This window comes from Pseudochrobactrum kiredjianiae, from assembly GCF_030362795.1.
Classification (GTDB): domain Bacteria; phylum Pseudomonadota; class Alphaproteobacteria; order Rhizobiales; family Rhizobiaceae; genus Pseudochrobactrum; species Pseudochrobactrum kiredjianiae.
Map to the genome: position 1 here is coordinate 1 of NZ_JAUCBM010000024.1, position 25,834 is coordinate 25,834.

Genomic DNA, 25,834 nt, shown 5'->3' on the forward strand with positions numbered 1-25,834 from the left:
TGACCTGCCACTGAGAATTTCCTCCAGAATGGATTAGAGTCCGGCCCGATAAAGGACGGACGAATGAAGAAGCAGCGATTTACGGAAGAGCAGATTATTGCGGTGCTGAAGGAGCAGGAGGCAGGCATGAAGGTGGCCGACCTGTGCCGCAAGTATGGGATTTCGGACGCAACATTTTATAACTGGAAAGCCAAATACGGCGGTATGGAGGTGTCCGAGGCGAAGCGCCTGAAGGCACTCGAAGAAGAGAACGCCAAGCTTAAGAAGCTGTTGGCCGAGCAGATGCTCGATGCCGCCGCACTCCGCGAGCTTCTCGCAAAAAAATGGTAGGGCCTGCCGCCAAGCGTGACGCCGTTGCACATCTGAAGGACATAATGGGTCTTTCGGAGCGGCGGGCCTGCCAGATTGTTTCGGCTGATCGCAAGATGATCCGCTATCGGTCCTGCCGACCGCCGGAGGTCGAATTGCGAGCAAAGTTGCGCGATCTCGCCAACGAGCGACGGCGCTTCGGCTACCGACGGCTGTTCGTCCTGCTCAGGCGGGACGGAGAGCCATCCGGCGTCAACCGCATCTATCGGCTGTATCGCGAGGAAGGGCTTTCGGTTCGCAAGCGGAAGGCTCGACGAAGGGCCGTCGGCACGCGTGCGCCGATCCTGGTCGAGGCGAAAGCAAATGCCCGTTGGTCTCTCGATTTCGTGCACGACCAGTTTGCATGCGGGAGACGGTTCCGGATCCTCAATATCGTTGATGATGTGACACGGGAATGCCTGGCAGCAATCCCGGACACCTCAATCTCCGGCCGCCGTGTCGCCCGAGAACTGACGACGCTGATCGAACGACGCGGCAAGCCCGGAATGATTGTCTCCGATAACGGCACGGAACTCACCTCGAATGCCATCCTGGCCTGGTCGAAGGATCACAAGGTTGAGTGGCACTATATCGCGCCAGGAAAGCCTATGCAGAACGGCTATGTTGAATCCTTCAACGGTCGGATGCGCGACGAATTGCTCAACGAAAGCCTGTTCTTTGGCCTCGATCACGCCCGCAGCGCCATCGCCCAATGGGCCGACGATTACAACAATTTCCGGCCACACTCGTCGCTGGGATACCAAACCCCGGCAGACTATGCTGGATCCATCGCCGCAACCGGCTCCAACGCTGCGCAAGATGAAAGCTTGGCGTTTCCGCCGGTTGCTACCAACACGCCAATTGGCGTAGTCAAAACCGCCGAGGCTCTAATCGCCGTTGGATGAAAGTTCAGTGGCAGGTCACTCCAAGGCTAACTGTGAGAACAACAGGAAATGTTTTCTCATGTCTCAGCTTGAAGCAAAAACCCAACCATCAGCCATATCCACCGAACCCGCTATATGGAGCATTCTTGCAATTGCCGTCGGAACGCAGGCAGCAGGCTCAATTGTCTCGCAGGGCATTTATATTCTTGTGCCGTTCTGGCGCGAGGCCTTTGGGATTACGCTTGCATCCGCATCCCTTGCAGTCACTGTGATGAATGGTGTGCAGATTGTCACCATGTATAGTTTCGGACGGGCAATAGACACTTATGGCGAGCGTAAAGTCGTCGGGCTTGCCATGCTTGGTATGGCTCTCTCAATGGCTGGTGCTGCCTTGTTCGCTAATAATCTGATGACCCTGCTGATCTGCATGGCTTTGTTAGGGGGAACATATTCAGCCGTACAGCCGGGAGGAACACGAGCGATTATGCGTTGGTTTCCACCGAACCGGCGTGGCATTGCAACAGGTTTCCGGCAAGCAGCGGTGCCTTTCGGTACTATGATTGCTGCGGCAGTTCTGCCGTTTTTCGCGGTTCAGTATGGCTGGCACATGGCGGCATGGATCGGCGCCGGTGTTTCCTTATTCGGAGCGGTTCTTTTTTGGGGCTTGTATCGGGAGGGAGATAAAGTTGCATCAAAATCCGCTGCCCCTCTTCCGCTCAAAATCCTGATACATACCGTCGGAAAAGAAGCAAATTTCTGGCCTGTCTTACGGCTAGGCATTGCTATGTCCGCTTTTCAATTTACCTTTACTGCCCATGTTATCAGCTACTTAGTTGATCATTTCGGACTTAGTATCGTCGTTGCGGCCTCTGTTTTCGCGGCAACACAGCTTGCAGGTATTCCAGGACGGGTCTTATTACCGTGGCTTAGTGATTATTACCGGCCATCGCATCGAATGCACACTTTGGGGATCGTTTCTTTGATAGCCGCAGCAGCAGCAATGCTGTTGGCAATTCTACCCGCTCATACGTCCTTACCAATCGTACTCGGTGTTTTATCACTATTAGGATTCTTCGGGATCGGATGGTTCCCGCTTTATTTGCTGGAAATTGCCGAAGCTGCACCTAAAAGCTCGATTGCATCGACCGTCGCATTTGCCTCCACTCTTTGCCTCGGTGTGATGGCGTTAGGGCCATATATCTTCGGTCTTATCGCAGGAAACTTCGGCTATAAATTCGCTTGGGCAGCTTTGATAATACCGGTGCTGCTAACAGGCTGGCAGCTCGCATTCAATAGAAGACGACGGCTGTAAAGCCGCCGTCTTCTAAAGACTGTCTTACTTAATACCTGCCCGCATAAAGCTTTGCACAAACTGACGCTGGAATAACAGAAAGCCAATCAACAATGGCGCCGAGGTCATCAGTGCTGCCGCAGAGATAATGCTCCATTGCACGCCCTGATCCGGTGAGGAGAATACCTGCAGACCAACTGTCAGCGGACGGGTTGACACTGAGTTGGTAATCACCAACGGCCAGAGCAGATTGTTCCAATGGTAGCTCACAGATACCAGCCCGTATGCCACATAGATCGGCTTCGCCAAGGGTACATAGACTTTGAGCAATGTGGTGAGCGCCCCCGCGCCTTCCACACGCGCTGCATCGTCCAGTTCTTTAGGCACTGTCAGGAATGTCTGTCGCAGCAGAAAAATACCGAAAGCCGATGCCATATAAGGCAAGCCCATCGCCACAACTGTATCAACCAGACCAAGCTTGGCAATTGTGCGGTAATTTTCAACCAGCAGCACTTCCGGCATGATCATCAATTGCACCAGTACCAGCATGAAAACAATAGTCTTGCCACGAAACTCATAACGGGCAAAAGCAAAGGCTGCCAGCGTGCAGATGATAAACTGGCTGATCAGAATTGTGCTGATAAGCAGGAATGTATTGAAAAAGTAGCGTCCGAAAGGAGCGGCATTCCACGCATTGCTGAAATTTTCCAATGTCAGCGGGGCAAACAGCTCAAAACGCGCTTCATATTCCGGTGGATGAAAAGCCATCCACACGGCATAGAGCAATGGCAAGATCCATAAAAAGCCGAGCAGATAACAGCCGAAGGTCTCAATAGCACGCCAGAAAGAAAACTCACGCGGCTGATGCGGTAATGTCATAACACTCATTTGTAATGCACCTTGCGATCAAGAATTCCGAACTGGACGAAAGCAATGAGAGCCAGCGCCAGCAACAGCACAACAGTCAAAGCTGATGCATAAGCCGTATCCCAGAAACGGAATGCAACATTGTAAACGTAATAGAGTAGCAACGTGCTGGCATTATCCGGCCCGCCACGCGTCATCACAATCACATGGTCAATCAGGCGGAAAGCATTAATCACTGCATTGATCAGCACGAACAGTGTTGTCGGCATCAGCAACGGGAATGTCACACGACGAAAGAAGTACCAACGCCCCGTGCCTTCCAGTGCTGCGGCTTCCGACAAGCTGGGACTGATCTGCTGTAAGGCAGCCAGATAGAAAATCATAAAGAAACCGGCTTCTTTCCAGATTGCCAGTGCCATCAGGCTGCCAAGAACAGTATCAGGATTGCCGAGCCAGTTAGTTTCATGAAAGCCGAACAGCCCGAGAAACTGGTCAATCAGGCCATAACCGGGCGTGTAGAAAAACAGCCAGATATTGGCGACTGCAATCATCGGCAATACGGTTGGCAAGAAGAAAGACATGCGCATCAGCGAGCGGCCGCGAATAGACGAATTAACAATAATCGCCATCAGCATTGCCAGCGCGATTGAGGCAGGCACTGTGCCCAGAGCATAAATCGCATTATTTTTCAGTGCCGCCCAAAACACCGGATCATTGATCATTGCTGCATAATGATCTGCACCGACAAATTGCGGCGGACGCTTACCACGCGGCGTCTGATAGAAACTGTTGATGAAAGTCATCACCGCCGGAATATGCGTAAACACTGCCAGCAAAACTGTGGCCGGCAAAAGCAACAGCCAAGGTGTTATCTGGTTTTTCGCCTGAGTCACGCGAGCCCCTCCAGCCTTTATAACAGTGCGCTTGCAACGGGTTCGCTCTGCACTGCATTATTTCATTTATGGAATGAGATGTGCATGACCTCCCGTCATGCACATCTGTCTTGCTTTAAGTCTTACTGATAAGGCTTGAGAATACGCTCGGCTTCGGTCTGGGCATCTTCCAGCGCTTTTTCAACGCTCTTATTGCCGGTCAGTGCCGCTTCAATCGCATCATCGATCACACGGGCAACCCGCTGATTTTCATAGGTGGAGAGTTCCGGCACCATATATTGAATCTGGTCGTGCGGAACTTTTGCGCCCGGGAATTCTGCGACATATTTCTTCATCGCTTCGGTTTCCCATGCATCATCGCGCGCAGCAATATAACCGGTTTTGATGCTCCACTCCGCAGCCTGATCGGCCGAAGACAACCACTTCACAAATTTAAAGGCAGCCTGCTGCTTTGCTTCATCTTCAACATTGAAGATATAGGCATTGCCGCCGCTGGTCGGCGCGCCATAGGCCTTGTTCTTCGGCAAAATCTGTACACCAAACGGGAATGGTGCATTGTTTTTCACATTAGTCAGATTACCGCTGGTGGTGGTAATCATCGCTGCGCGACTCTCAAAGAAATCTTTCGGATTGGTCGCCCATTCGATCACACCCGGCTTCATCACTTTGTGCTTCTGTGCCAGATCGACCCAATATTGCATGGCCTCAACAACTTCAGGTGCATTGAAATAGGTTTTTTTACCGTCCGGTTCAGCAATTTTGCCGCCATTTTGCGCAACATAACCCTGCAACAGCCAATAGGATGTCAGCGATGACGGCACCTGCATGCCCCAGCGTTCCACATTACCGCCGCTTGAACGCTTGGTCAGTTTGGTTGCAAAATCAACCACCTCTGACCAGTCCTGCGGGCCTTTTTCCGGATCAAGACCGACTTCCTTGAAAGCATCTTTGTTCCAGAAGAAAACTGTAGTGCCCCGCTGGAAAGGCACGCCCCATGTCTTATCTTCGCTCTTGCTGTTGACCATGAATACCGGCGTGAAACCCGCAAGCCATGCCTTATCATCGTCAGTTTTTGCTAAATCCTCATAAGGAAGAATGGCGTCTTCCTCGATCAGCGTAAACATATCTGTCGAGAGCATTACCGCGACTTCCGGCGCTTGACCGGATTTGAATGCTGTGAGCGATTTACTCAGCGTTTCAGGATAGGTGCCGGAGTAAATCGGCTTGACTTTGATATCCGGGTTTTGCCCCTCAAAACGGGTGATCAGATCATCCACGATTTTTGTTACCGGCCCGCCAATCGCCACCGGATAATAAAAACTGATTTCAACCGGTTCAGCATGGGCTGTTCCCCAACCGCCCAGCACCGCCAACATTGCAGATGTTGCAAAGAGCGTTTTCACAGATCGTTTTGCCTGCATAGTCATTGTCATTATCTCCAGATGGATGGTAATTTTCCGGGTATTGCGGTTAAACCGGCAGAGCGGAACGTTCGACCCGATGCCCTGCAGTCTCATCAAAAACATGTACAGCGGATGGTGCCCAAGTCAGACCAACCATGTCACCGACATGGAACTGACGAACACCTTCAATACGAACTTGTAAGCTCTGATCACCGATGCGGCAGTCCAGAATACTGTCTGCACCATGATATTCGATTGCCTCAATACGGGCTTTGGCACGCCCCTCATCTGCAATGCGGATTTCCTCGGGTCGCAACCCCAGAACAAGGCCGTTTGCTGAGCCCTCAATAATGGCCGGAGCGTCCGTAGCACCGCTGATCGTGGCTTTGCCATCATAATCACCCATACGAATGACATTCATCGGCGGTGTACCGATAAAACGGGCAACAAAAGTGGTGGCAGGTTTCAGATAGAGTTCTGCGGGTTTCGCCTTCTGTTCAATTTTACCGCCCTTCATCAGAATAACCTGATCTGCAAGGCTCATTGCCTCAATCTGATCATGGGTCACATAGACCATGGTCATGCCGAGCTGCTGTTGCAGATTGCGGATTTCCTTACGCATTTCATGGCGCAACTGCGCATCAAGATTGGAGAGCGGCTCGTCCATCAGGCAGACAGAGGCTTCGGCCACAATGGCACGCCCCAATGCCACACGTTGTTGCTGCCCGCCGGACAGTTGTGAAGGACGCCGATCCAGCAGATGCGACAGGCCGAGAATATCAGCAGCCCGTTTCAGGCGCTGATCGCGCTCACCGGCAGAGACTTTACGCACACGCAGACCAAAGATAATATTCTCAGCAACAGTCAGGTGCGGAAACAGCGCATAGGACTGAAACACCATTGCCAGACCGCGTTTTGCCGGTGCAGCATTGGTTACATCTTTACCGCCGATAATAATCTGGCCGGAGGTTACAGAGTCGAGCCCTGCGATAAGACGCAGCGAGGTTGATTTACCACAACCGGAAGGCCCCAGCAGCACGGTCAGAGTTCCGGGCTCTACGGTAAAATTCACATCGTTGACTGCGTGGAATGTCGTCCACTTCTTGTTGAGATTGACGATCTCAATACCGGACATCCGCTTCCCCTCCCCGAGGCTTACGACCGCCATGCAAAACATATCCCGTTTTATATGACAGCATTTCACCGGAACCTTTTTATTAAAACTACAGAAACCGGCATCACTTTTCAAAAAAATTATTGAACTTTTTATTCACAGTCAATACTTTTGTACAGAATGAGTTGATTTGAACCAAACTCATTCACTGACGGGAGCAAAACATGTCTAAATTCAGCATATTACAAATCTCAGATACGCATCTTTCTCCGCGTACGGAGCATTTTCGTGGAAATAATCGCCTGCTGGCCAAGCCGCTGGCGGAATCAGATCATGATTTCATCATCCATACCGGCGACATCACGTTGGACGGAATCCGCTATGATGAAGACTATGCGCTATGCCGCGACTTTTTTAAGGAATCAGGAAAGACCATTCATTTTCTTGCCGGCAATCATGATATCGGCGACAATCCGAACCTCTCCAAACCGGAAAGTGAAAACGGCAGCGCGATTAATGCTGCACGCTACGCTAAGTTTGCCGATTATTTCGGCGCGGACCGCTGGGTAATCGATCAGGGTAACTGGCGGATCATTGGTATCAGCTCGATGCTGATCGGCTCCGGCCTGCCACAGGAAGCTGAGCAATATGATTGGATCGACGCGCAAATCGCATCGCTTGGGCAGCGCTATCTGGCTGTTTTCTCCCATCAGCCGATCTACATCGACAATACCGACAGCACAGAACTGACCTACTGGACAGTAGATCCGAAAGGCTGGGGACGCCTTGAAACCCTGATTAATCACCAGCAACTGCGCCTGATTGCCAGCGGTCATCTGCATCAGCAGCGCTCCGCTAAACGCGGCAATGTGCATCTGGAATGGTGCTCTTCAATCGCCTTTACCACGACGGATGAACTGGTGCCGGAAATGGGCGGCACGCGCGAGGTCGGCTATATGGAACATCATTTTTCTGATGACGGCAGCGTCAAAAGCAAAGTTTTGAAGCATGAAGGCTTCGCCAATAATCACCTCGAAGACGTGATCAAAATTGTTTACCCGCTGATCGGCGGCTAAAAATAAGCCGGTTTTCGGCTTTCCATACAAAATAACCCCGCTTTGCAGTCCAGAGCGGGGTTATTTTTACTGCGTCTTTTGTCAGTACTCATGCAGGCTTATGGGCTGTCACTGATGCCGGCACTTGTGAATGGCCGAACCAGTTCGGATTGGTGACGCTGGCTTTACCGGCATCAATCAGAGCATTTTCATCCTTACCATTGGTCGTATAATCACGATCCGCAAGCGGCTGGATGCGCACAGAAGTTTCCGTTTCTTCCAGAATGTTCACATATTTCAAATTCTTATCGCGGCCGATTTCAGCCATTTCCAAAGCGGCAGGCAGTTTGCGCGGCAGATTAACATTGAGCCAGTGGCCGTCATGCGCCCAGTCACCTCTGGTCTCCCAGAAATTACGGATATGACTGGCAAGCCATTCCAGTGCATCTGTATCTGCCGGTTCAAAATCGCGCGGCGCAGAAAAAGCAACTGAAGCAATACCGTTCAATGCGCCCTCACGCGCCACCGCCATAGTGCCGGAATAAGACACATCCTCCGCAACATTGCGTCCTGCATTAATGCCGGAAAGAACCAAATCCGGCAATTTCTGATCGCGGAAAACCCAGTGAACAGCGGCAATCACACAATCAACCGGCGTTCCGGTGCAGGCATAGCGCTTATCAGCAACTTTATTCACAGAAAATCCGGCGGTTAGCGACACGCAATGGCCGTTAGCGCTTCGGTTGCCGTCCGGCGCAATGATCCAAACATCATCAGTCAAAAGACGCGCAGCCTTTTCAAGCACCGCAATGCCGGATGCATCAATACCGTCGTCGTTTGAAATCAGAATTCGCATATTCCACCTCTTAATAACACCTCTCCATCACAGGAGAGTCTCGGAAATTATGATGGAATATATGATTTATTTGTACATTGTTTGCAAATTAAATAATTTTGTTCAAAAATGTTTTTAGAGAAATCTTGACCTTTGCACTGATATCACGCCATTATCACAGACAGATGACAGATTATGCTTTGTGAGAAAAAGACATAAAAGGTAGAAGAATGGCCCGCAGCAGCAAGCCGAAAACCAAATTTCAGGCCGATCAGGACGAATTAAAACTGCGCGCCGCATGGCTTTATTATATTGAAGGACTGACACAGGAACAGGTTGCGCAAAATCTGGATATCAGCCGTATCAAAGCTTTCCGCTTGCTGGCCGCAACCCGCGAAGAAGGCATTGTGCAAATCTCGCTCAATTCCCATGCGGAGCCGCTGATTAAATTACAGCGGGCATTGGAAAAACATCTCGGATTGTTCGAGGCAATTGTCGTGCCATCCTCAGATCAGTCTGAAGCAAGCCTGTCTGCGGTCATCGGCCATGCCACAGGGCGCTATCTCTCCGATCGTTTACAGGACGGCCTGACCATTGGCGTTGGCTGGGGTGCGACGCTACAAGCCTGCATGAGCAATCTGAAGTGGCGTGAAATCAGTGATCTTTCTGTTATCTCTCTGCTGGGCGGACTGACACATTCGATGGCCTATAACCCGTCTGCGGTAGCATGGCGGCTGGCTGAGTTTTACAAAACAGAATTGTTTCAGATTACCGCTCCGGTGTTTGTGCCACATGAAAGGCTGGCACAGGAATTATGGGAAATTCAGGATCTTAAAGCACTGAAAAAGAAAGTATCAGAGATTGATCTTGCAATCCTGAGCGTCGCGGATGTCAGCAAACAAGCGTCCATTTTCCGCCGCGGATTATTGACAGCTGAAGACGCCGAAAGTCTGCAGGCAGCAGGCGCTGTCGGCGATGTTTTGTGTCAATTTGTCAATGAAGCGGGTGAGATTGTCGATCACCCCGTCAATAAGCGCGCTATGGCGATTAATCCGACAGAACTGCGCAAAGTGCCCAAAGTGATCATCTCTGCCGGTGGTGTGCGCAAGGCACAGGCCATCCGTGCCAGCATCCTGACCACCAAAGCACAAGTCCTGATTACCGATGAGGCAACGGCGCAGGAGTTGCTGAGCTTGAAAAGCCTGATCTGACGTCAGGCTTTATCCGGCATTTTCCGCCTGTATTCTGGTCAGCATTGCCGCCGCGCTCACCTCGTCGGTAATAAAGACTGTCGGCTTCAGCAGTTTCATTGCACCGAGCAGAGCTGCAACTTTTTCCGGCCCGCCGGAGGTGAGAATACGCACAGGCGCTTTTTGCAACTTGTCCATACTGACCGACATCACCCGCTCATGCACAGGGTCGGAAACTATCTCACCGTTGCAATCGTAGAAATGAAACAGCATATCACCAACCGCACCATTTTCGAGCAATGAGCGCTTCTGCACATCATCAATCAGACCAACACGATAGGATGTGCTGCTGGCGGTCTCAATGCCGCCAATGCTGAGCAGAACCATATCCAGATCATCAGCCATTTCGAAAACATCTTTCAGCCCGCAACGCTCAATCAAAGCTTCACGGGTCTCCTTGCTATCGACCAGAGCGGGTGCCGGGATCAGATAGCCCTCCCCCTGAAAGATTTGCGCAAATTGCCAGGCAAATTCCGGCGGGTTGAAACGTCGCGGTTGCGCGATCCCGCCAAGCAGTGAAATGACTTTAAGATCATTGAGATTACGCGCACCGATATGTTGCAAGGTGCCGGATAATGTCCGCCCCCAGCCAACGCCAATACGCATACCATGCTGCACTTTCTCCGAAAGATAAGCCCCCGTCGCCGCCGCAATCGGCGCAACCGGATCAGTATCCGCTGTCGATAAAGGCGCTACAATCGCACGTTCAAGCCCGAATGTCTGCTCCAGCATACGTTCTAGTGCTGTCAGACCGGCCAGTTTACCTTCAATAGTAATTTTCACTTCATTGCGCGCGCGTGCCTCGGCCAATAAGCGCACAATCGTCACACGGCCAACGCCCAGCACATCGGCAATATCGTTCTGAGTCATTTGCTCGACGTAATACATCCAGGCTGCACGGGTACGTAGCCGGTTCGTCTTATTCTCACTGGCAACGCTTTCTGATCCGACGATAAGTTCAATTGCTTCCTGAGGTGTTCCCGACTTACGTTTCGTGCTTTTCAACCCAATTCCCCGATTATTTGCGTAACTTTATCACGCCCGTTGCATAAGGCGCAGATATGCAGGCTTTTCTGCATGCAGCTTATTGCTTTTTATGTCATGAAGAAACAATAATCCCGTCATCATTTCGGGTTATACCCGCATCATGCGCGCAGGATGAACAACCATGCATCAGGACATTCCCAACGACATCGCCGTTAGCATCAAAGATAAGTTGCGCGGTTTGCGCTATGCCCTGCGGCACACACGCCATGGCCGGAATGAAGCTGAAAAACCTGCCGTCCTACCTGAAGTTGTTCTGAATCGTGCAGCTCATATAGCAGCCACCGTTATGGATAAGGCTTTCAGCACAGCGGAAACTATTTCCATATCACTGGTCTCGGATAATCCGTCCATTCATGAGACCGCACCAGATGTCCAGAGTCTAAGCTTTTACTTCAACGGCAGTTCGGAAGGGCAGCGGGCATTTCACCGTGATATGTATTATCTGACAAAAGCTGTACTGCACCGCAACAAAGCTGAAAACCTGCTCATTCAGGAAGCTGTTTTCAAGACGATCTATGCGCGTATCAAACAACTGCATGGTGCAGAACTTAGCAACCTGCAAAATCCGACAACCGACATTATCCAGCAAAGTGCCGGATTTTGTACCACTCTGTTTCAGGAAATGTTGCGACAACAACCGGTACGCCAGTCGGGCAGCCTGTCAAAATCCGCTATGATCAGCGGCTTTGCGGCCATTGCATTGGCCTGTGCATTAGCAACGGCAAAACCTGTCGATATGGAAAATATCGATAATCTGGAAAGTGCATTGCTTGCCGTTGAAGCGCGTGAAGATCGTATTATCGAAAGCGTCAGTCAGAATGATAGTGCAGCGTTGCAAAAACTCTTCGCTACGCTGATTTTTCACCTGCCATAAATGTAAAGCACCGCCGCATGAGTGAATTTATGCGGCGGCGGTTTTTATTATTTCAATTCGGAAATCAGCTTTTTTGCACGCGGGATTGAAGCAGGACTCATGCTCAGCTCTGTCAGTCCCATGTGGATAAATTCCGCGATCAAATCCGGCCTTGCAGCGGCTTCACCACACATCCCCACCATAATACCCGCTTCAGTTGCGGCTTTAGCTGTCATCTCAATAGCGGCCATCACGGCCGGATGCGATACATCATTCAGTTTAGCGACAGTCGGGTTCAGCCGGTCTGCGGCCATAACATATTGGGTCAGATCATTGGTGCCGATTGAGAAGAACGCCGCTTCCTGAGCCAGCTGGCGGGCAGCAAAAACGGCTGCCGGTGTTTCAATCATCACACCCAGTTCAAATTCCCCGCAAGCTTTTCCCTCACCGATCAGTTCTTGCCTGCAAACCTCAATCAATTCTTTTGTTGCACGAACTTCTCCCGCATCCGAAATCATCGGCAGCATGACTTTGAGTTTACCGTGAACCGCAGCACGCAATAAGGCACGCAATTGCGGTTTGAAAATATCAGGACGATCAAGACACATACGAATGCCGCGCCAGCCGAGAAACGGATTATCTTCCTGCGGAAATTCGATACCGGCAACCGGTTTATCTCCACCGATATCCAGCGTGCGGACAATCACCGGATAAGGCGCAAAGGCTTTCAGCAAAGCCGCATAGGTTTCCGTTTGCATATCCTCAGACGGCAGATGCATATGTTTCATAAACAAAAGTTCAGTGCGAAAAAGGCCAACGCCCATTGCACCTGCAGCCTGCGCCACTTCAATCTCTTCCAGCGCACCGAGATTGGCAGCAACCTCAATCACCGTGCCATCGGCACGCTGCGGGATCATAGTGCGATAGGCTTCCAAAGCCTGTTTTTCAGCCTTAGCCTCTTCAATACGCTGATGAAAGTCAGCACTGATTGCCTCATCCGGCTCAGGTGCAACTCGGCCTTTACTGCCATCCACGGCAATTTTCTTAACGTCTTTAAGTTGCTGCACGGCCTTGCCCAGCCCTAGTACTGCCGGAATACCATGCGTACGGGCAATGATGGCCACATGGGACGTTGCCCCGCCATGACCACAGACAATCGCGCCGATCTTTTTCAACGGTGCGCGGGCAAAATCCCATGCGCCGATATCCTCAGCGATCAGGATTGCACCATCCGGCAGCGCTTCAAGATTGATATCCTGCTGCCCCAAAAGTGCCAGACAAATCTGACGACCAACGGCCTGCACATCATCCGCACGGGCATTGAGATAAGGATCATCAATCTCTGAAAACTGACGCGCAACCGCAGCACTTGCACCAAGCATGGCAGAAAGCGCGTCCAGCCCGCCACGGATCAGACCTGTTGCCTCGTCCAGCAAAGTTTCGTCCGCTGCAATATCTTTTAATGCTGCGATAATTCCGCGATCACTCTCAGCCAGATTATCCGTTTTCAACTCCGCTTCCATACGCTGCTGAACATGGGTAACGGCCTCATGGAACCGTTGCAGTTCTGCAGGTATTTCTTCCGGTTTCAGCATCCGGTTATCGGCCGCAATCTCCGGCGGAAAAAACGGATAGGCAACACCAATTGCAACACCTTCACTGGCAGCAATGCCAGTGATGAAACCGGCATTCTCTTGCTCAGTTGCCGGCATCACCGGTGTTTTGCTTTCAACAGATATAGCCTCAGCAGATACAACCGGTGCGTCAGCATGATCTTCCAGTCCTGACAGCGGATTTTTCAGATAGCCAATCAGCGCCTCCAGCGCTTCGATAGCATCAGCGCCGTCAGCACGCACGGTCACAGTGTCATTTTCTTTCACACCGAGCAGCATTAATTTTACAGAGCTTTTCGCACTGACGCTCTTACCCGCTTTCGTAATCTCAATGTCCGATTCAAAGCCTTTGGCAAGCTTTACAAAGCGGGTAGCCGGTCGTGCATGCAATCCTTCATGCACCCGTACGATTGTCGAGCGTTCCATGATGCTATACCTGTCTTAATGCTTTTCGATATTATGCGCGAATGATAATGCTCGCGCCGGTCTGCAACTGCGCAACCAGCAATTCTGTATCCACTTCAGAAGCGCAGATTTCACCCGGACGCTCGGCATTATCAGCGCCGTTAAACGAAATCACCACATGGCCGATATCAAGTACCTTTTGCCATGCACTATCGCCGACAGAAGTGATTTTTGCTTCGAGTGAACCAATGCTGATTGTTGCACCGGTGACCGGCGCTTCAGCCGATGGTTCTGCTGTAATTGCATGCAAAACGGAAACTTCAGCCAGTTCTGACGGGGAACCGTCGGCAAACAGAATAACAACGCCGCCCTCGGCCAGATCCGCTACTTCAGGCCCTACAGCAGTCACCCGCGTATTCAAAGAAATTGTCATAATAGCGGTACCTTTCAGTCAATATTTCAAGTCTTTGTTGAAGAGCGGCCGGTCATTAGCGACCAAACCGCTCTATCTTTCTGTTTTTACGCGCATTTTACTCCGAAAACCGCTTCACACTTTTCGGAATGCGCTCGGGTTTAAAGAACCAGCAGGCTGACAACCCATGCAATCAGCACAGAAACAGGTCCCATGATCTGACGGCTGATCAGAACAGCAGGTACACCGATTTCAATGGTTTTCGGTTTGGCTTCACCCAATGCCAAACCTACCGGCACGAAGTCACAGCCAACCTGCGTGTTATAGGCAAACAGGGCTGGCAGAGCCATTGCCGGTGCAATCGTACCATTGGCGATCTGCGGACCGATAATTGCCACACCAACCACCTGTGCGATGACCGCACCGGGCCCAAGCACCGGCGACAGAAACGGCAAGCCACAAATAGCGGACAGGATCAGCAAGCCAATAATATTATTGGCAAGAGGCCCAAGTGGCTGTGCAAGAATATCACCGATACCGGTATAGAGAATGAAACCGATCAGCATGGTAACGAAGGCCATAAAAGGCAATACATTACGGATAACCTGATCAATGGTGCGGCGACCGGCGTTGAAGAACACACCGACAATACCGCCCATCACACGACCAACACTGCTGATCAGACCAATAATTCCGCCCTCAGACGGCTGTTCAACCGGTGCAACAGTGGCTGCATCATTCATCGTCTGCGCAGCAGCAGCCGGTGCGGAACCGTCTGCCAGAGTAATATTGTCAGACTTAACACCCGACACATAAATATCTTCGGTAATATATTGCGCGAGCGGGCCAGACTGGCCGACAGGCATCACATTGACAGTCGGAATACGTTTACGCGGATAAACGCCACAGCGTGCTGTGCCACCGCAATCCACGACTACGACAGCCATTTCGCTTTCAATTGGCGGCGCTTTGAAGCCGTCTACCGCTTCCGCACCGGTCAGTTCAGCGATCTGACGTGCAATGGGATGAATCCCGCCACCGGTGACCGATACCACTTTATTGCGTTGTTCCGTTGGCTGAATTGTCAGCGGGCCGCCCCAGCCGCCGGAACCTGCCTGAATTGTCACGGATTTATAGGATTTTGCCATTTTTCCCCTCCCGCCCTTCTCAGAGCTCAATGCCCTGACGGCGCGCCATAATGGCTGTAATGCGTTCTGTCAGCATGCCTTTGAGCAGGATCACAACGAGGCCGACCAATGCGTACCAGATCGCCACAGTAATGTGATATCCGCCCGGTACCACGCCTTTCTTTTCCAGTTCCAGCAGCGCCACAAGAATGCCACCCCAGACAAAATATTCGCCCGGATTAATATGCGGAAACAGGCCAAGCGGCGGATGCACATAAGACACCGCCGCATCATAGAAAGCAGGCTTATGCTTTTCTTCCAGAAACGAGCCGAATGTATAGGCCATTGGATTGGTCAGAAAAAACACCGACAAAAGCGGCAGCACCGTATAGCGCGTCAGTGCGATACGACCCGCGCCGCGTGCCAGACCATGCACGCGCTTTTCTCCCACCAGTTCAGTGATGGCATAAAAAGCCGTCATCAACACGATGAGGGTTGGAATAATGCCGGTGACAAAACCGGTCAGTACTTCGCCGCCCTTTTGGAAAACACCGATAAAGTGTTTACCGGCTGCCGTGAGCCAGCCAAGTTGTTCTTCCTGCTGCACATTTTGCAGGCGCTCGCGAAACTGATCAACGGTGATATTGTCGCTGGCTGCTGCTGTGCCAGCATCAGTTGTGGCCTGCGCCAACACGACAAAATCATTGATACTGTTTTGCGCTGTCATTTTTCCGTGCAGTCCGCCGTTTAAGACTGCATCGGACACCAGCCCGCCCGCATGATGCAGGGATTGCATAGTGACGTCGGCATTTTGTGCCAACATTGCTGTAATAGACATATTACCTCCCTGATTACCGCATTTTTGATGCGGCCTCCCCTAAAACCTCAATCAGCTACACTTCCACTGGCTTCAGACCGGACAGACCTTCCCTGCCATCCGATTGACCTGCCAGTCTTTCTGCCTGCTCAATAGCGGATCGCACCGCATGCGCAATTGCAGGCTGAAATCTATTCTGCTCAAGTTGCGCGCGAAGCTGTGCCAGTGTCAGCCCTTCAAGCGCATCCTGACGTGTAAATTTTGCGAAGACCGTACGTCCGCTCATCTCCAAAAATCTGCGGACAACCAACTCCTGATCCACCACAATCAGTACAATAACGCCTTTACCAAAACGCCCGCGCACATGGCCTGCGCCGACATATCCGTCCTTGTATTTATTGCTGATGCCCTTCATGACATCGGTGTAGTGGCGCATCTGAAACCAGACACCCAGCGACTGGAATCCCCAAAGCAATGCCAAAGCCAATAATGCCCATTGCCATATCGCCATACGTTATCCTCTCCCGTTGCCCCTACACCCTTTTCAGAGCACTCTCCTGAATGGATTAGAGAACATTTGTTTTTTCATATGTCAATATGTATAATTTAAAGTCGGCAGTTCGCAGTGATAGTCACAGCGAATAGCAATGACATTTCTCCTGTCATCGCTTATGATTGCTGTCAATGAAGTGCCCGCATAAAAGTCAGCATACAAGAAAGAGCTCATGATGGATCTGCTGTTCAAAAACCAGATGGCAAATGTGCCTGATTTACGGCACAGGCTGCGCCAGTTACGCTGGTTTCGGGCGACTTTACGCAAACATGCCAATCTCATTACCGAGATGACCGGTGTGCGTTATGACATTGACGAAAAACGTCTGACCGAAGCCTTTTTGAACTGGATTGAGCTGGTCAATCAGAACAAGCACTATGCCGCCGTTGATCGCAAAGATTTTATCATTTTTGCCGCCGGTCTGGTTCTGAAGGAACTGATCCGTCTGGCTCCTGCAAAAGCCGTGAGCGCACCGGATAGCAACCTGAGCGATGATCTGGCAAATTTAAGTGATATCATTCGCTTCTGGCCGGAGGGGTTCCTTTATACCAACTACTGTATCTGCGCGATTGCCGCAGTGCAGGAGCAGGAATTCGGCACCAGCCCCGATATTGACCAGAGCGCCAGCGATTTACGGACATGGTGGACTTATCGTGAGAATGCCTCGGAAATGCCGGGCTTTGCCATTGCATTTCTTGACAAGTTTCTGGGTCAGGAACCGAACTGGGTAATGCCTGATTTTGCTTCCGCCCGCGCGGCTGTGCAACGCGCACTTGGAGCGGATCATCCCGCATCTGCGCTCACAGAACCTTCACAAAACTAAACACGCTAAAAAGCACTCCGGATAATCATGAAATAATATCACAATTATCCGGAGTGTGATCAGAATACAGACCGGACAGAGGGAACGGTGCCAGTCTGCTATCTGCAGGTTTATTGCACTACTTTGCTACACTCGCTGATGATACGCAGCAAAGCATCACGCTGTTCAATCTGAGGCATATGTCCACATTTTGAGAACACGTGCACGCCGATTTCACCCGGCAAGCCGGACGCATGAGCAACCGGAATAATCCGATCCTGCGCACCAAAGATCAGGCGAACCGGAATATTCAGCTGTGCAAGGCTCGAGCGGATTTCAAAAGTCTGTGTACCATCCGTACAAAGCTGTGCTGCCATGCCTGCCTGCGCATGACGCAGTTCAGCATCATTCGCTTGTGCAACCGTTGCATTGATGAAGGCTTTTGATAGCAGTGCTTCATCGGCAAACAGTTCTTTGAGCCAAGGCGTCACACTGGCTTCGGATTTAGCCCGTATCAGTCCTTCAAGGAACGCACCATTGATCTGAGGCCCAAGACCGGCAGAGGAGATCAGCACCAGAGAGCGCACATCGGTAAAGCCACGTGCTGCCGTCAGTGTTGCAACCGCGCCGCCCATCGAATGACCAACGAGAATGCATGATCCCACATTATGCGCAGTTAAAGTCGCTTCAACCGCTGCAGCAATCATGTCGATACTATCCGGCACATAACGCGGCGACTGGCCATGCGCAGGCAGATCAAGTGCCAGCACCGGATTTTTCAGATTGCTACCGGCCAACAGCATACGCCAGCTATTGAGATCGGACGCAAAGCCGTGGATCAACACAATTGGCAAATATCCGGCCTCACCCTGCCGCAACCATACGGCATTCAATGCACCTTCTGCCTGCGATAGAGTGACCGGACGTGGCGCAGGTGTGGCAACACGTTGTGGAACAACTGCGACGGGCGCAACTGTTGCCAGACATTCTTCGACATCTTTTTTCTGGACACGGCCTTTAGGGCCGGAACCCGCGACTCCATTCAGATCAAGACCAGCCTCCCGCGCCAGACGACGCGCCAAAGGCGTTGCCCGTACACCGGAAACCTCTGCTTGCACAGCTGGCACGGGGGTGGCCACCGGCTGAGCAACAGGATTTACAGGTGCAGGGACAGACGCTTCTGCGACAATAACAGGCTCAACGGCAGTGGCATTCCCGCCCTTGCGCTCTTCACCTTCCGCATAAATCCACGCCACGGCCTGACCAACAGGAACCACAGCACCTTCTGCGGCAGAAATATCGCCGAGGATACCGGAAGCCGGAGCGTCCACTTCCATGGCCGCCTTGTCAGTCTCGATTTCAAACAGCAATTGCCCTTTGGTGACCGTATCGCCATCCTTGGCGTACCAACGCGAAATCTGGCCGGTCTCCATATCCATATCAACTTTAGGCAGGATGACTTCGACAGCCATGACTAGCGAGCTCCCTTCACAAGTTCACGCGCACTTTTCAAAATATCAGGCACCTGCGGCACGGTTGCACGTTCCAGATCCGGATTATACGGAATTGGCGTTTCCGCACCACCGAGACGCACTATCGGTGCGTCCAGACAATCAAAAGCATCGCTTTCAGCGACAATCGCGCTGATTTCCGCGCCAATACCCAGCGTTTTCACAGCTTCGTAAACGCACATCAGTTTCGAGGTTTTTTTAACACTGGCAATGATGGTGTCACGGTCGATCGGGCGCACCGAGCGCAGATCAATCACTTCAACATTGATGCCTTCTTTGGCGAGCTCTGTCGCTGCATCCAGTGCCTTGTGCACCATGATCGCGGAGGCAACGATGGTGAGGTCTGTCCCTTCACGCACCACTTTCGCCTTGTTGAGCGGAACCGTGTAATATCCTTCCGGCACTTCGCCCTTCATTTTATAAAGCAGCTTGTGTTCGAAAATCATCACCGGATCAGGGTCTTCAACCGCTGCCAGCAACATGCCTTTCATGTCATAAGGCGTTGCAGGCTGAATGACTTTCAGACCCGGCACATGACCAAGCCACGCCTCAATACTCTGGCTGTGCTGCGCCGCAGCACCGGTGCCGGAGCCGGCAGGAAAACGCATCACCAGTGGCACGGAAACCGCACCGCCCAGCATATAGCGGATTTTCGCTGCCTGATTAACAATCTGCTCCAGCGCCAGCGCCGCAAAATCAGAAAACTGGAATTCGAAGATCGGGCGCATACCGGTTAAAGCAGCACCAACGGCCACACCGGCACCGCCAAGTTCTGAAATCGGCGTATCCATGACGCGATCTTCACCAAAACGGTGAACCAGATCGCCGGTAACCTGAAAGGCACCGCCATACACACCGATATCTTCGCCCATCAGGAAAACGCGGTCATCGCGCTCCATAGCAATTGCCATAGCTTCCTGAATAGCCTGTGAATAGCTTAACTCACGGGTTGTCGTGCTCATATTTATCAGTCCGTGTATACGTCGCGTGTCAGATTATGAAGGTCAGGCGCGGGGCTGTTCTTGGCGAACTCAATAGCGTCTGCGATCTCTTTTTCGACATTGGTGCGGATTGTTTCAATTTCGGCATCATTGATGAAGCCGTATTCCTTCAGATCAGCCTCGAAACGGGCAATCGGATCACGGTTGGTCGCCCAATCCTCGATCTCTTCCTTGGTGCGGTAGCGGTTACGATCGCTCTTAGAATGGCCGCGCAGACGATAGGTTTTGTTCTCGATCAGGGTTGGCCCCTCGCCGCGACGGGCACGTTCAACGGCTTCATGCGTGGCTTCGGCAACATCGGAGAGATTGTTGCCGTCCACGATCACACCCGGCATATTATAAGCAACAGCGCGGTCAGCAATATTTTCAACTGCCGTCGAGCGCTTGGTCGATGTCGACATGCCATAGCCGTTGTTTTCACAAACAAACACCACCGGCAATTTCCAGACAGAAGCCATATTGAGCGCTTCGTGGAAGGCGCCTTCATTATTGGCACCATCACCGAAGAAGGAAATTACGACTTTGCCGTTTTTCTGCTTCTTGGCAGAAAGCGCAGCACCAACGGCAATCGGAATACCGCCGCCAACAATGCCATTGGCACCAAGATTGCCCTTGGATACGTCAGCAATATGCATAGAGCCGCCACGACCTTTGCAATAGCCGGTTTCCTTGCCGAAAAACTCTGCAAACATGCGTCCAATATCCGCACCTTTAGCAATACAATGGCCATGACCACGATGGGTCGAACCGATCATATCATTGTCTTCCAGCGGCAGACAAACACCCATCGCGCTGGCTTCCTGACCAATCGACAAATGCATCGTGCCGTGAATAAGCCCGCGGGTGTAACTTTCTTCCGCGCCTTCTTCAAAGCGGCGGATCAGATACATTTTATGTAATGCTTCTTTGAGCTTTTCCGGTGAATATTCACGGAAAGCGAAAGGCAGATTGCGTAATTCTCTCTTCACACCATCTTCCGTCTGAGCTTTTTTGACCTGAGCCATCAAAGTTTACTCCAAAAGACACATGCGAGATGAATGCTCTGCATGCGCCATATTTTCAAAATTCAGATTAATCAGGCACCGTAAACGAGCTTATCCTGACGGGCACGCAATTCAGCAATCTTGGAATTTGGTGCCACGGCCGCATTAGCATAGGTGATCAGCTCACCCTTTTTGATCGGCGCTGTAACGGTTCCGCCCTGCAGCAGACCACAAGGAATAGCTTTGGCAGCACGCGCCTCACCGGCTGTCATGATCCATGCGCGGTAGCAATATTCACCTATCGCATCGAGGCTCTCACCAATCGCCATGTCTTTCTTAGCAACAGCTGCAACTTCTGCTACCGGCTTATCCAGCGGCACCATGTCCGGCTTACCATAAAGCACAACGCGCGCGCAGGTCAGCGGCACTTCAAGCGAAGTCAGATGATACGGACGATGGAAGGTAAAGTAAGGACCTTTGCCCATTTTAAGGTCTTCCATACGCTCGGAAATACGCGGATGAGACATATCAGCGACAACGAAAACGCCCGGAGCAACCCCCTTGCCGATGGTGTAATCAACCACGCCGACCTTTGACAGCACGCCACCGTCTTTCTCAGGGATCAAGGTAGAAGAAAGCTGGTCAAGCGTTGCCGCAGGACCATGCATACCGGCCTTATCAGGCACCAGACCGGTGGCATTGGCGATTGCAGCCATTTCCACCATGGTTTTTGAACCGTCGACGAACTCCACCAGCATACGCACATTCATGTTACGGCGGATGGCTTCTTCCATATAGGCATCCGGCACGGCATCAATATTGAGCGGATTGTTCTTGCCTTTACCAGCAGCAACAATCGGATGTCCCATAGCGGAAACGAATTCAATCAGCTCCATACAAGATGATGGCTCGTCACCGGCACCAAGCGAATAGGTCACGCCAAGGCGGTCAGCTTCACTTTTCAGGTAGGCACCGATGGTGACGTCTGCTTCAACATTCATCATCACCAGATGCTTGCCGTGTTCCATGGCGCGCAGACCGATTTCTGCACCAACTGCCGGAACGCCGGTCGCATCGATCACAACATCAATCAGGTCATTTTCGAGGATCAGATTGGCATTGTCAGTAACAGCAACCTTATGTGCTTCCATCGCGGCAGTCAGCGCAGAAGCCGTATTGGCTTCACGACCATGACCACTTTCCTGAAAGGCAATATCAACAGCTTTCAGAGCATTTGGCACACGCAATTCGGAAATAGCACCGATCTCGATACCCGGCATATGCGCAACACGGGTCACAATATCTGTTCCCATTTCACCGGAACCAATCAAACCAATGCGGATTGGTCTGCCGGTGTCGGCGCGCGCCTTCATATCACGGGCAAGCCCGGTCAGAGCAACATTTGTCGTCATGAAATCCTCCTGCGAGCGCATTCGCTTATTCAGCCGCTCTTTCTGATTTTATCAGCTTGCCCTAACGAGTAATGAACATTTGTATCCAAGTCAACACCTATGTTCACAACATTCATGCCGAAATCATCACACGAAAGAATTGCACAAAGCGCCTGCAGCCCGAACAGAGCACCTGAAGGGGAAATAAACGTAAAGACGCGAAAGAGAAGATGCGCACCAAACATAGCAGCAGGCGATTATGCATGCTGATCAACCACTCTGAAGGACATCAGGAAAAGTGGTTTTTAATAAATATGATGAAATATAACGTTAAGATAAAATATTTACAGTATTGATTGCTGTAAAACTCTTGAAAAGAACTTTTCAAGTCGATTGTGATGCGACAGCACTATTTTTTACTATCGCATCACTTGTTTTTATTAAACTCAATATTAAATTTTGAAGCGAAAAATAACAATATTACATTTGGAAAGCAGATAACGACTGCTAAAATGCATATTGCAATTTAACTGATAGATTGCCACCCTCACGCTTTCCAAGATAAGCGTTGCCTTTAAAATCGACGCTTATACGGTCGTTCATTGTGGGCTGATATCGAATACCTAGTGTGCCGAGCGTAGTGAACCCACGGACACTTGGCGCATCTATATCAAAGTGATTATAGGTTGTTCCGCTCGCTTTGGCATCAAATTCATATTCCAATCCCATACCTGCTAATAATAGCCAGCTCTGACTGAACTTATACTGATTTTCTGCATTGAAGCGAATGCGATTAGATTTCAGCCCGTCAAAATGGATAGGATCACCAGCGATCATTAAGTTATGACTATCAGTCTGCGTCCATAGGTACTTCAAAGACGTATTGAGTTGATTAGCATCATTCAAATCCAATTTATAACCAGCACCAAAATGAGCACTCAAGTAGTTTCCGTTTAAAGTATATTGCGCTGCTTCACCTGTTGCCGCATTACGAATATCAGCGGTTGAATAGTTCGTGCGCAAGCGACCGCCGCGGAATGAAGCATCCATATAGATATTATTGGTGAGGTCGTACTGACCGTATAGGCCTGCGCCATAATAACGGTTGTCGCCATTACCACGAACGCTCGCCGCTTTGGGGAATGCATTATAGCTGTCATAATCAGCGGTGCCATATTCAAAAAAACCCGCTGCAGTAAGCTGATCAGCCTGATAAATCAAGCCCGCAGTCACTAACACCCCGTCAGCGTCAATATGGGAGCCGGTTTTGTAGCGACTTGTATGACCGGAAGCCTGAATAAATGGCACCAAGCCTTTATGTCTGTTTTGTTCCGTAATAACACTGAAGGTATTATCAGCAATATTATCTGCCTGTCTGGTTAACAGCATTAATCCCGATAAATTACCCACTAACAATGATTTGAGCTGAGGATTGACTACAGGCCCTGGTTTTTCAGGCTCCGGTTTTTCCGGATCCGGTTTTTCTGGATCTGGTTTTTCCGGATTATGCCCCTCCAAAATAACAGCCGTCACACGACCATTATCCTTATCCACTTTCGTTTCTACATCGTAGAGAAGCGATATACCTTGCTGAATCTGCTTAACATCTTTCGTGGTATGCCCCTGTCCTTCCCCGTCTATGCTCCCTTGCATCAGGATAAACTCAGTACCAGCAGGCAAAACCTTACCGGAATGAATTCCCGTTACAAAAACGTCAGATTTTATATCATTTTTACTGCTGGTATTCTCACTATTTGTCCCAAGAATAATCTGATCAGCCGTAATAAGTGCTGTCTGAGAATTGGCAAACTCAGGATTAAGTGTAAAATTATAAGTCTGGAAATTACCGATTGTACCAATAGTGATCGGCGTCATATTGCCATAATCTAAAATATTACCTGTAAAAACATCATATTTTTTAGGTTTGTATGTTTTTTCGTTGATTGTGCTATAGCTTAGATAGCCACCATAAATAGCGGTATCATTGCCACCTATTTTATGGTTTCCAGATATAGCTACAGTGTTATTAACAGAATTCGCATTATCAACGTTGGATGTAATAGCTACATTTTGCGGATAATCCGAGCTTCCGATGTTTAAGTTGACATTGACCTGCCACTGAGAATTTCCTCCAGAATGGATTAGAGTCCGGCCCGATAAAGGACGGACGAATGAAGAAGCAGCGATTTACGGAAGAGCAGATTATTGCGGTGCTGAAGGAGCAGGAGGCAGGCATGAAGGTGGCCGACCTGTGCCGCAAGTATGGGATTTCGGACGCAACATTTTATAACTGGAAAGCCAAATACGGCGGTATGGAGGTGTCCGAGGCGAAGCGCCTGAAGGCACTCGAAGAAGAGAACGCCAAGCTTAAGAAGCTGTTGGCCGAGCAGATGCTCGATGCCGCCGCACTCCGCGAGCTTCTCGCAAAAAAATGGTAGGGCCTGCCGCCAAGCGTGACGCCGTTGCACATCTGAAGGACATAATGGGTCTTTCGGAGCGGCGGGCCTGCCAGATTGTTTCGGCTGATCGCAAGATGATCCGCTATCGGTCCTGCCGACCGCCGGAGGTCGAATTGCGAGCAAAGTTGCGCGATCTCGCCAACGAGCGACGGCGCTTCGGCTACCGACGGCTGTTCGTCCTGCTCAGGCGGGACGGAGAGCCATCCGGCGTCAACCGCATCTATCGGCTGTATCGCGAGGAAGGGCTTTCGGTTCGCAAGCGGAAGGCTCGACGAAGGGCCGTCGGCACGCGTGCGCCGATCCTGGTCGAGGCGAAAGCAAATGCCCGTTGGTCTCTCGATTTCGTGCACGACCAGTTTGCATGCGGGAGACGGTTCCGGATCCTCAATATCGTTGATGATGTGACACGGGAATGCCTGGCAGCAATCCCGGACACCTCAATCTCCGGCCGCCGTGTCGCCCGAGAACTGACGACGCTGATCGAACGACGCGGCAAGCCCGGAATGATTGTCTCCGATAACGGCACGGAACTCACCTCGAATGCCATCCTGGCCTGGTCGAAGGATCACAAGGTTGAGTGGCACTATATCGCGCCAGGAAAGCCTATGCAGAACGGCTATGTTGAATCCTTCAACGGTCGGATGCGCGACGAATTGCTCAACGAAAGCCTGTTCTTTGGCCTCGATCACGCCCGCAGCGCCATCGCCCAATGGGCCGACGATTACAACAATTTCCGGCCACACTCGTCGCTGGGATACCAAACCCCGGCAGACTATGCTGGATCCATCGCCGCAACCGGCTCCAACGCTGCGCAAGATGAAAGCTTGGCGTTTCCGCCGGTTGCTACCAACACGCCAATTGGCGTAGTCAAAACCGCCGAGGCTCTAATCGCCGTTGGATGAAAGTTCAGTGGCAGGTCA

Annotated in this window: 23 protein-coding genes; 7 read left to right on the forward strand and 16 right to left on the reverse strand. The window is 51.0% G+C overall.

The window, feature by feature from the left end:
• Positions 1-63: 63 nt before the first annotated feature.
• A protein-coding gene (locus QUF18_RS19395) for an IS3 family transposase (protein WP_289386482.1) occupies positions 64-1,253 on the forward strand; the annotation gives its coding sequence in 2 pieces (ribosomal slippage) (positions 64-316 and positions 316-1,253; 1,191 coding nt in all).
• Positions 1,254-1,311: 58 nt separating this feature from the next.
• On the forward strand, positions 1,312-2,544 hold the full coding sequence (locus QUF18_RS19400) for an MFS transporter (RefSeq protein ID WP_289388906.1): 1,233 nt from the start codon (positions 1,312-1,314) through the stop codon (positions 2,542-2,544).
• Positions 2,545-2,568: 24 nt separating this feature from the next.
• Here QUF18_RS19400 and QUF18_RS19405 read toward each other — a convergent pair whose 3' ends face one another.
• The 4 genes from QUF18_RS19405 to QUF18_RS19420 form a co-directional block, all read right to left on the reverse strand.
• Positions 2,569-3,411, reverse strand: a complete 843-nt coding sequence (locus QUF18_RS19405; protein ID WP_289388907.1) for a carbohydrate ABC transporter permease — start codon at positions 3,409-3,411, stop codon at positions 2,569-2,571.
• Entirely contained in the window at positions 3,408-4,283 is an 876-nt protein-coding gene (locus QUF18_RS19410; protein WP_289388909.1) for a carbohydrate ABC transporter permease, read from the reverse strand. Before QUF18_RS19410 ends, QUF18_RS19405 begins: the two co-directional genes overlap by 4 nt.
• Before the next feature lie 122 nt (positions 4,284-4,405).
• A complete protein-coding gene (locus tag QUF18_RS19415) occupies positions 4,406-5,716 on the reverse strand; it encodes an ABC transporter substrate-binding protein (RefSeq protein ID WP_289388910.1) in 1,311 nt (436 codons plus the stop codon).
• A gap of 37 nt (positions 5,717-5,753) precedes the next feature.
• A complete protein-coding gene (locus QUF18_RS19420) occupies positions 5,754-6,821 on the reverse strand; it encodes an ABC transporter ATP-binding protein (RefSeq protein ID WP_289388931.1) in 1,068 nt (355 codons plus the stop codon).
• A gap of 203 nt (positions 6,822-7,024) precedes the next feature.
• Between QUF18_RS19420 and QUF18_RS19425 the strand changes: the two genes are divergently transcribed.
• On the forward strand, positions 7,025-7,876 hold the full coding sequence (locus tag QUF18_RS19425; protein ID WP_289388911.1) for a metallophosphoesterase family protein: 852 nt from the start codon (positions 7,025-7,027) through the stop codon (positions 7,874-7,876).
• 88 nt (positions 7,877-7,964) lie between these two features.
• On the opposite strand, the gene surE is transcribed toward QUF18_RS19425, so the two are convergent.
• Positions 7,965-8,711 (reverse strand): 5'/3'-nucleotidase SurE, encoded by a 747-nt coding sequence (gene surE / locus QUF18_RS19430; protein ID WP_289388912.1) that lies wholly within the window; start codon positions 8,709-8,711, stop codon positions 7,965-7,967.
• Between the two features lie 209 nt (positions 8,712-8,920).
• Here surE and QUF18_RS19435 point away from each other — a divergent pair, with 209 nt between their 5' ends.
• Positions 8,921-9,901, forward strand: coding sequence for a sugar-binding transcriptional regulator (locus QUF18_RS19435; RefSeq protein WP_289388913.1), 981 nt, complete (start codon positions 8,921-8,923; stop codon positions 9,899-9,901).
• Between the two features lie 9 nt (positions 9,902-9,910).
• Here QUF18_RS19435 and QUF18_RS19440 read toward each other — a convergent pair whose 3' ends face one another.
• A complete protein-coding gene (locus QUF18_RS19440) occupies positions 9,911-10,945 on the reverse strand; it encodes a sugar-binding transcriptional regulator (protein WP_289388914.1) in 1,035 nt (344 codons plus the stop codon).
• 163 nt (positions 10,946-11,108) lie between these two features.
• Between QUF18_RS19440 and QUF18_RS19445 the strand changes: the two genes are divergently transcribed.
• Positions 11,109-11,861 carry a hypothetical protein gene (locus tag QUF18_RS19445; protein WP_289388915.1) on the forward strand — a complete coding sequence of 251 codons (753 nt, stop codon included), beginning with the start codon at positions 11,109-11,111 and terminating at the stop codon, positions 11,859-11,861.
• 47 nt (positions 11,862-11,908) lie between these two features.
• Here QUF18_RS19445 and ptsP read toward each other — a convergent pair whose 3' ends face one another.
• The 5 genes from ptsP to QUF18_RS19470 form a co-directional block, all read right to left on the reverse strand.
• Positions 11,909-13,879, reverse strand: a complete 1,971-nt coding sequence (ptsP, locus tag QUF18_RS19450) for a phosphoenolpyruvate--protein phosphotransferase (RefSeq protein ID WP_289388917.1) — start codon at positions 13,877-13,879, stop codon at positions 11,909-11,911.
• Positions 13,880-13,910: 31 nt separating this feature from the next.
• Positions 13,911-14,291 (reverse strand): PTS glucitol/sorbitol transporter subunit IIA, encoded by a 381-nt coding sequence (locus tag QUF18_RS19455; protein ID WP_289388918.1) that lies wholly within the window; start codon positions 14,289-14,291, stop codon positions 13,911-13,913.
• 140 nt (positions 14,292-14,431) lie between these two features.
• The gene (gene srlE, locus QUF18_RS19460; RefSeq protein WP_289388919.1) at positions 14,432-15,418 is read right to left on the reverse strand and encodes a PTS glucitol/sorbitol transporter subunit IIB; all 987 of its coding nucleotides are present in this window, start codon (positions 15,416-15,418) and stop codon (positions 14,432-14,434) included.
• A gap of 19 nt (positions 15,419-15,437) precedes the next feature.
• A complete protein-coding gene (srlA, locus tag QUF18_RS19465; RefSeq protein ID WP_289388920.1) occupies positions 15,438-16,235 on the reverse strand; it encodes a PTS glucitol/sorbitol transporter subunit IIC in 798 nt (265 codons plus the stop codon).
• A 55-nt stretch (positions 16,236-16,290) separates the two neighbouring features.
• Positions 16,291-16,725 carry a transcriptional regulator GutM gene (locus tag QUF18_RS19470; protein WP_289388922.1) on the reverse strand — a complete coding sequence of 145 codons (435 nt, stop codon included), beginning with the start codon at positions 16,723-16,725 and terminating at the stop codon, positions 16,291-16,293.
• Between the two features lie 217 nt (positions 16,726-16,942).
• On the opposite strand from QUF18_RS19470, the gene QUF18_RS19475 reads away from it, so the two are divergent.
• The gene (locus QUF18_RS19475) at positions 16,943-17,590 is read left to right on the forward strand and encodes a hypothetical protein (RefSeq protein WP_289388932.1); all 648 of its coding nucleotides are present in this window, start codon (positions 16,943-16,945) and stop codon (positions 17,588-17,590) included.
• A 110-nt stretch (positions 17,591-17,700) separates the two neighbouring features.
• Here the strand turns inward: QUF18_RS19475 and QUF18_RS19480 are convergent, their stop codons facing one another.
• The 5 genes from QUF18_RS19480 to QUF18_RS19500 all read right to left on the reverse strand — a co-directional run bounded on the left by QUF18_RS19480 (position 17,701) and on the right by QUF18_RS19500 (position 24,330).
• Entirely contained in the window at positions 17,701-19,041 is a 1,341-nt protein-coding gene (locus QUF18_RS19480; RefSeq protein ID WP_289388923.1) for an acetoin dehydrogenase dihydrolipoyllysine-residue acetyltransferase subunit, read from the reverse strand.
• Positions 19,042-19,043: 2 nt separating this feature from the next.
• Positions 19,044-20,042 (reverse strand): alpha-ketoacid dehydrogenase subunit beta, encoded by a 999-nt coding sequence (locus tag QUF18_RS19485; protein ID WP_289388926.1) that lies wholly within the window; start codon positions 20,040-20,042, stop codon positions 19,044-19,046.
• Between the two features lie 5 nt (positions 20,043-20,047).
• Positions 20,048-21,085 (reverse strand): thiamine pyrophosphate-dependent dehydrogenase E1 component subunit alpha, encoded by a 1,038-nt coding sequence (locus tag QUF18_RS19490; protein WP_289388927.1) that lies wholly within the window; start codon positions 21,083-21,085, stop codon positions 20,048-20,050.
• A 71-nt stretch (positions 21,086-21,156) separates the two neighbouring features.
• A complete protein-coding gene (locus QUF18_RS19495; protein WP_289388929.1) occupies positions 21,157-22,476 on the reverse strand; it encodes an NAD(P)H-dependent oxidoreductase in 1,320 nt (439 codons plus the stop codon).
• Positions 22,477-22,962: 486 nt separating this feature from the next.
• Complete coding sequence (locus QUF18_RS19500; protein WP_289388930.1) at positions 22,963-24,330, reverse strand: autotransporter outer membrane beta-barrel domain-containing protein; 1,368 nt, start codon at positions 24,328-24,330, stop codon at positions 22,963-22,965.
• Positions 24,331-24,626: 296 nt separating this feature from the next.
• Here QUF18_RS19500 and QUF18_RS19505 point away from each other — a divergent pair.
• Positions 24,627-25,816 (forward strand): IS3 family transposase gene (locus QUF18_RS19505; protein ID WP_289386482.1). Its coding sequence is split into 2 segments (ribosomal slippage): positions 24,627-24,879 and positions 24,879-25,816, totalling 1,191 coding nucleotides; the frame shifts between segments, so codons are not numbered across the junction.
• Positions 25,817-25,834: the final 18 nt, after the last annotated feature.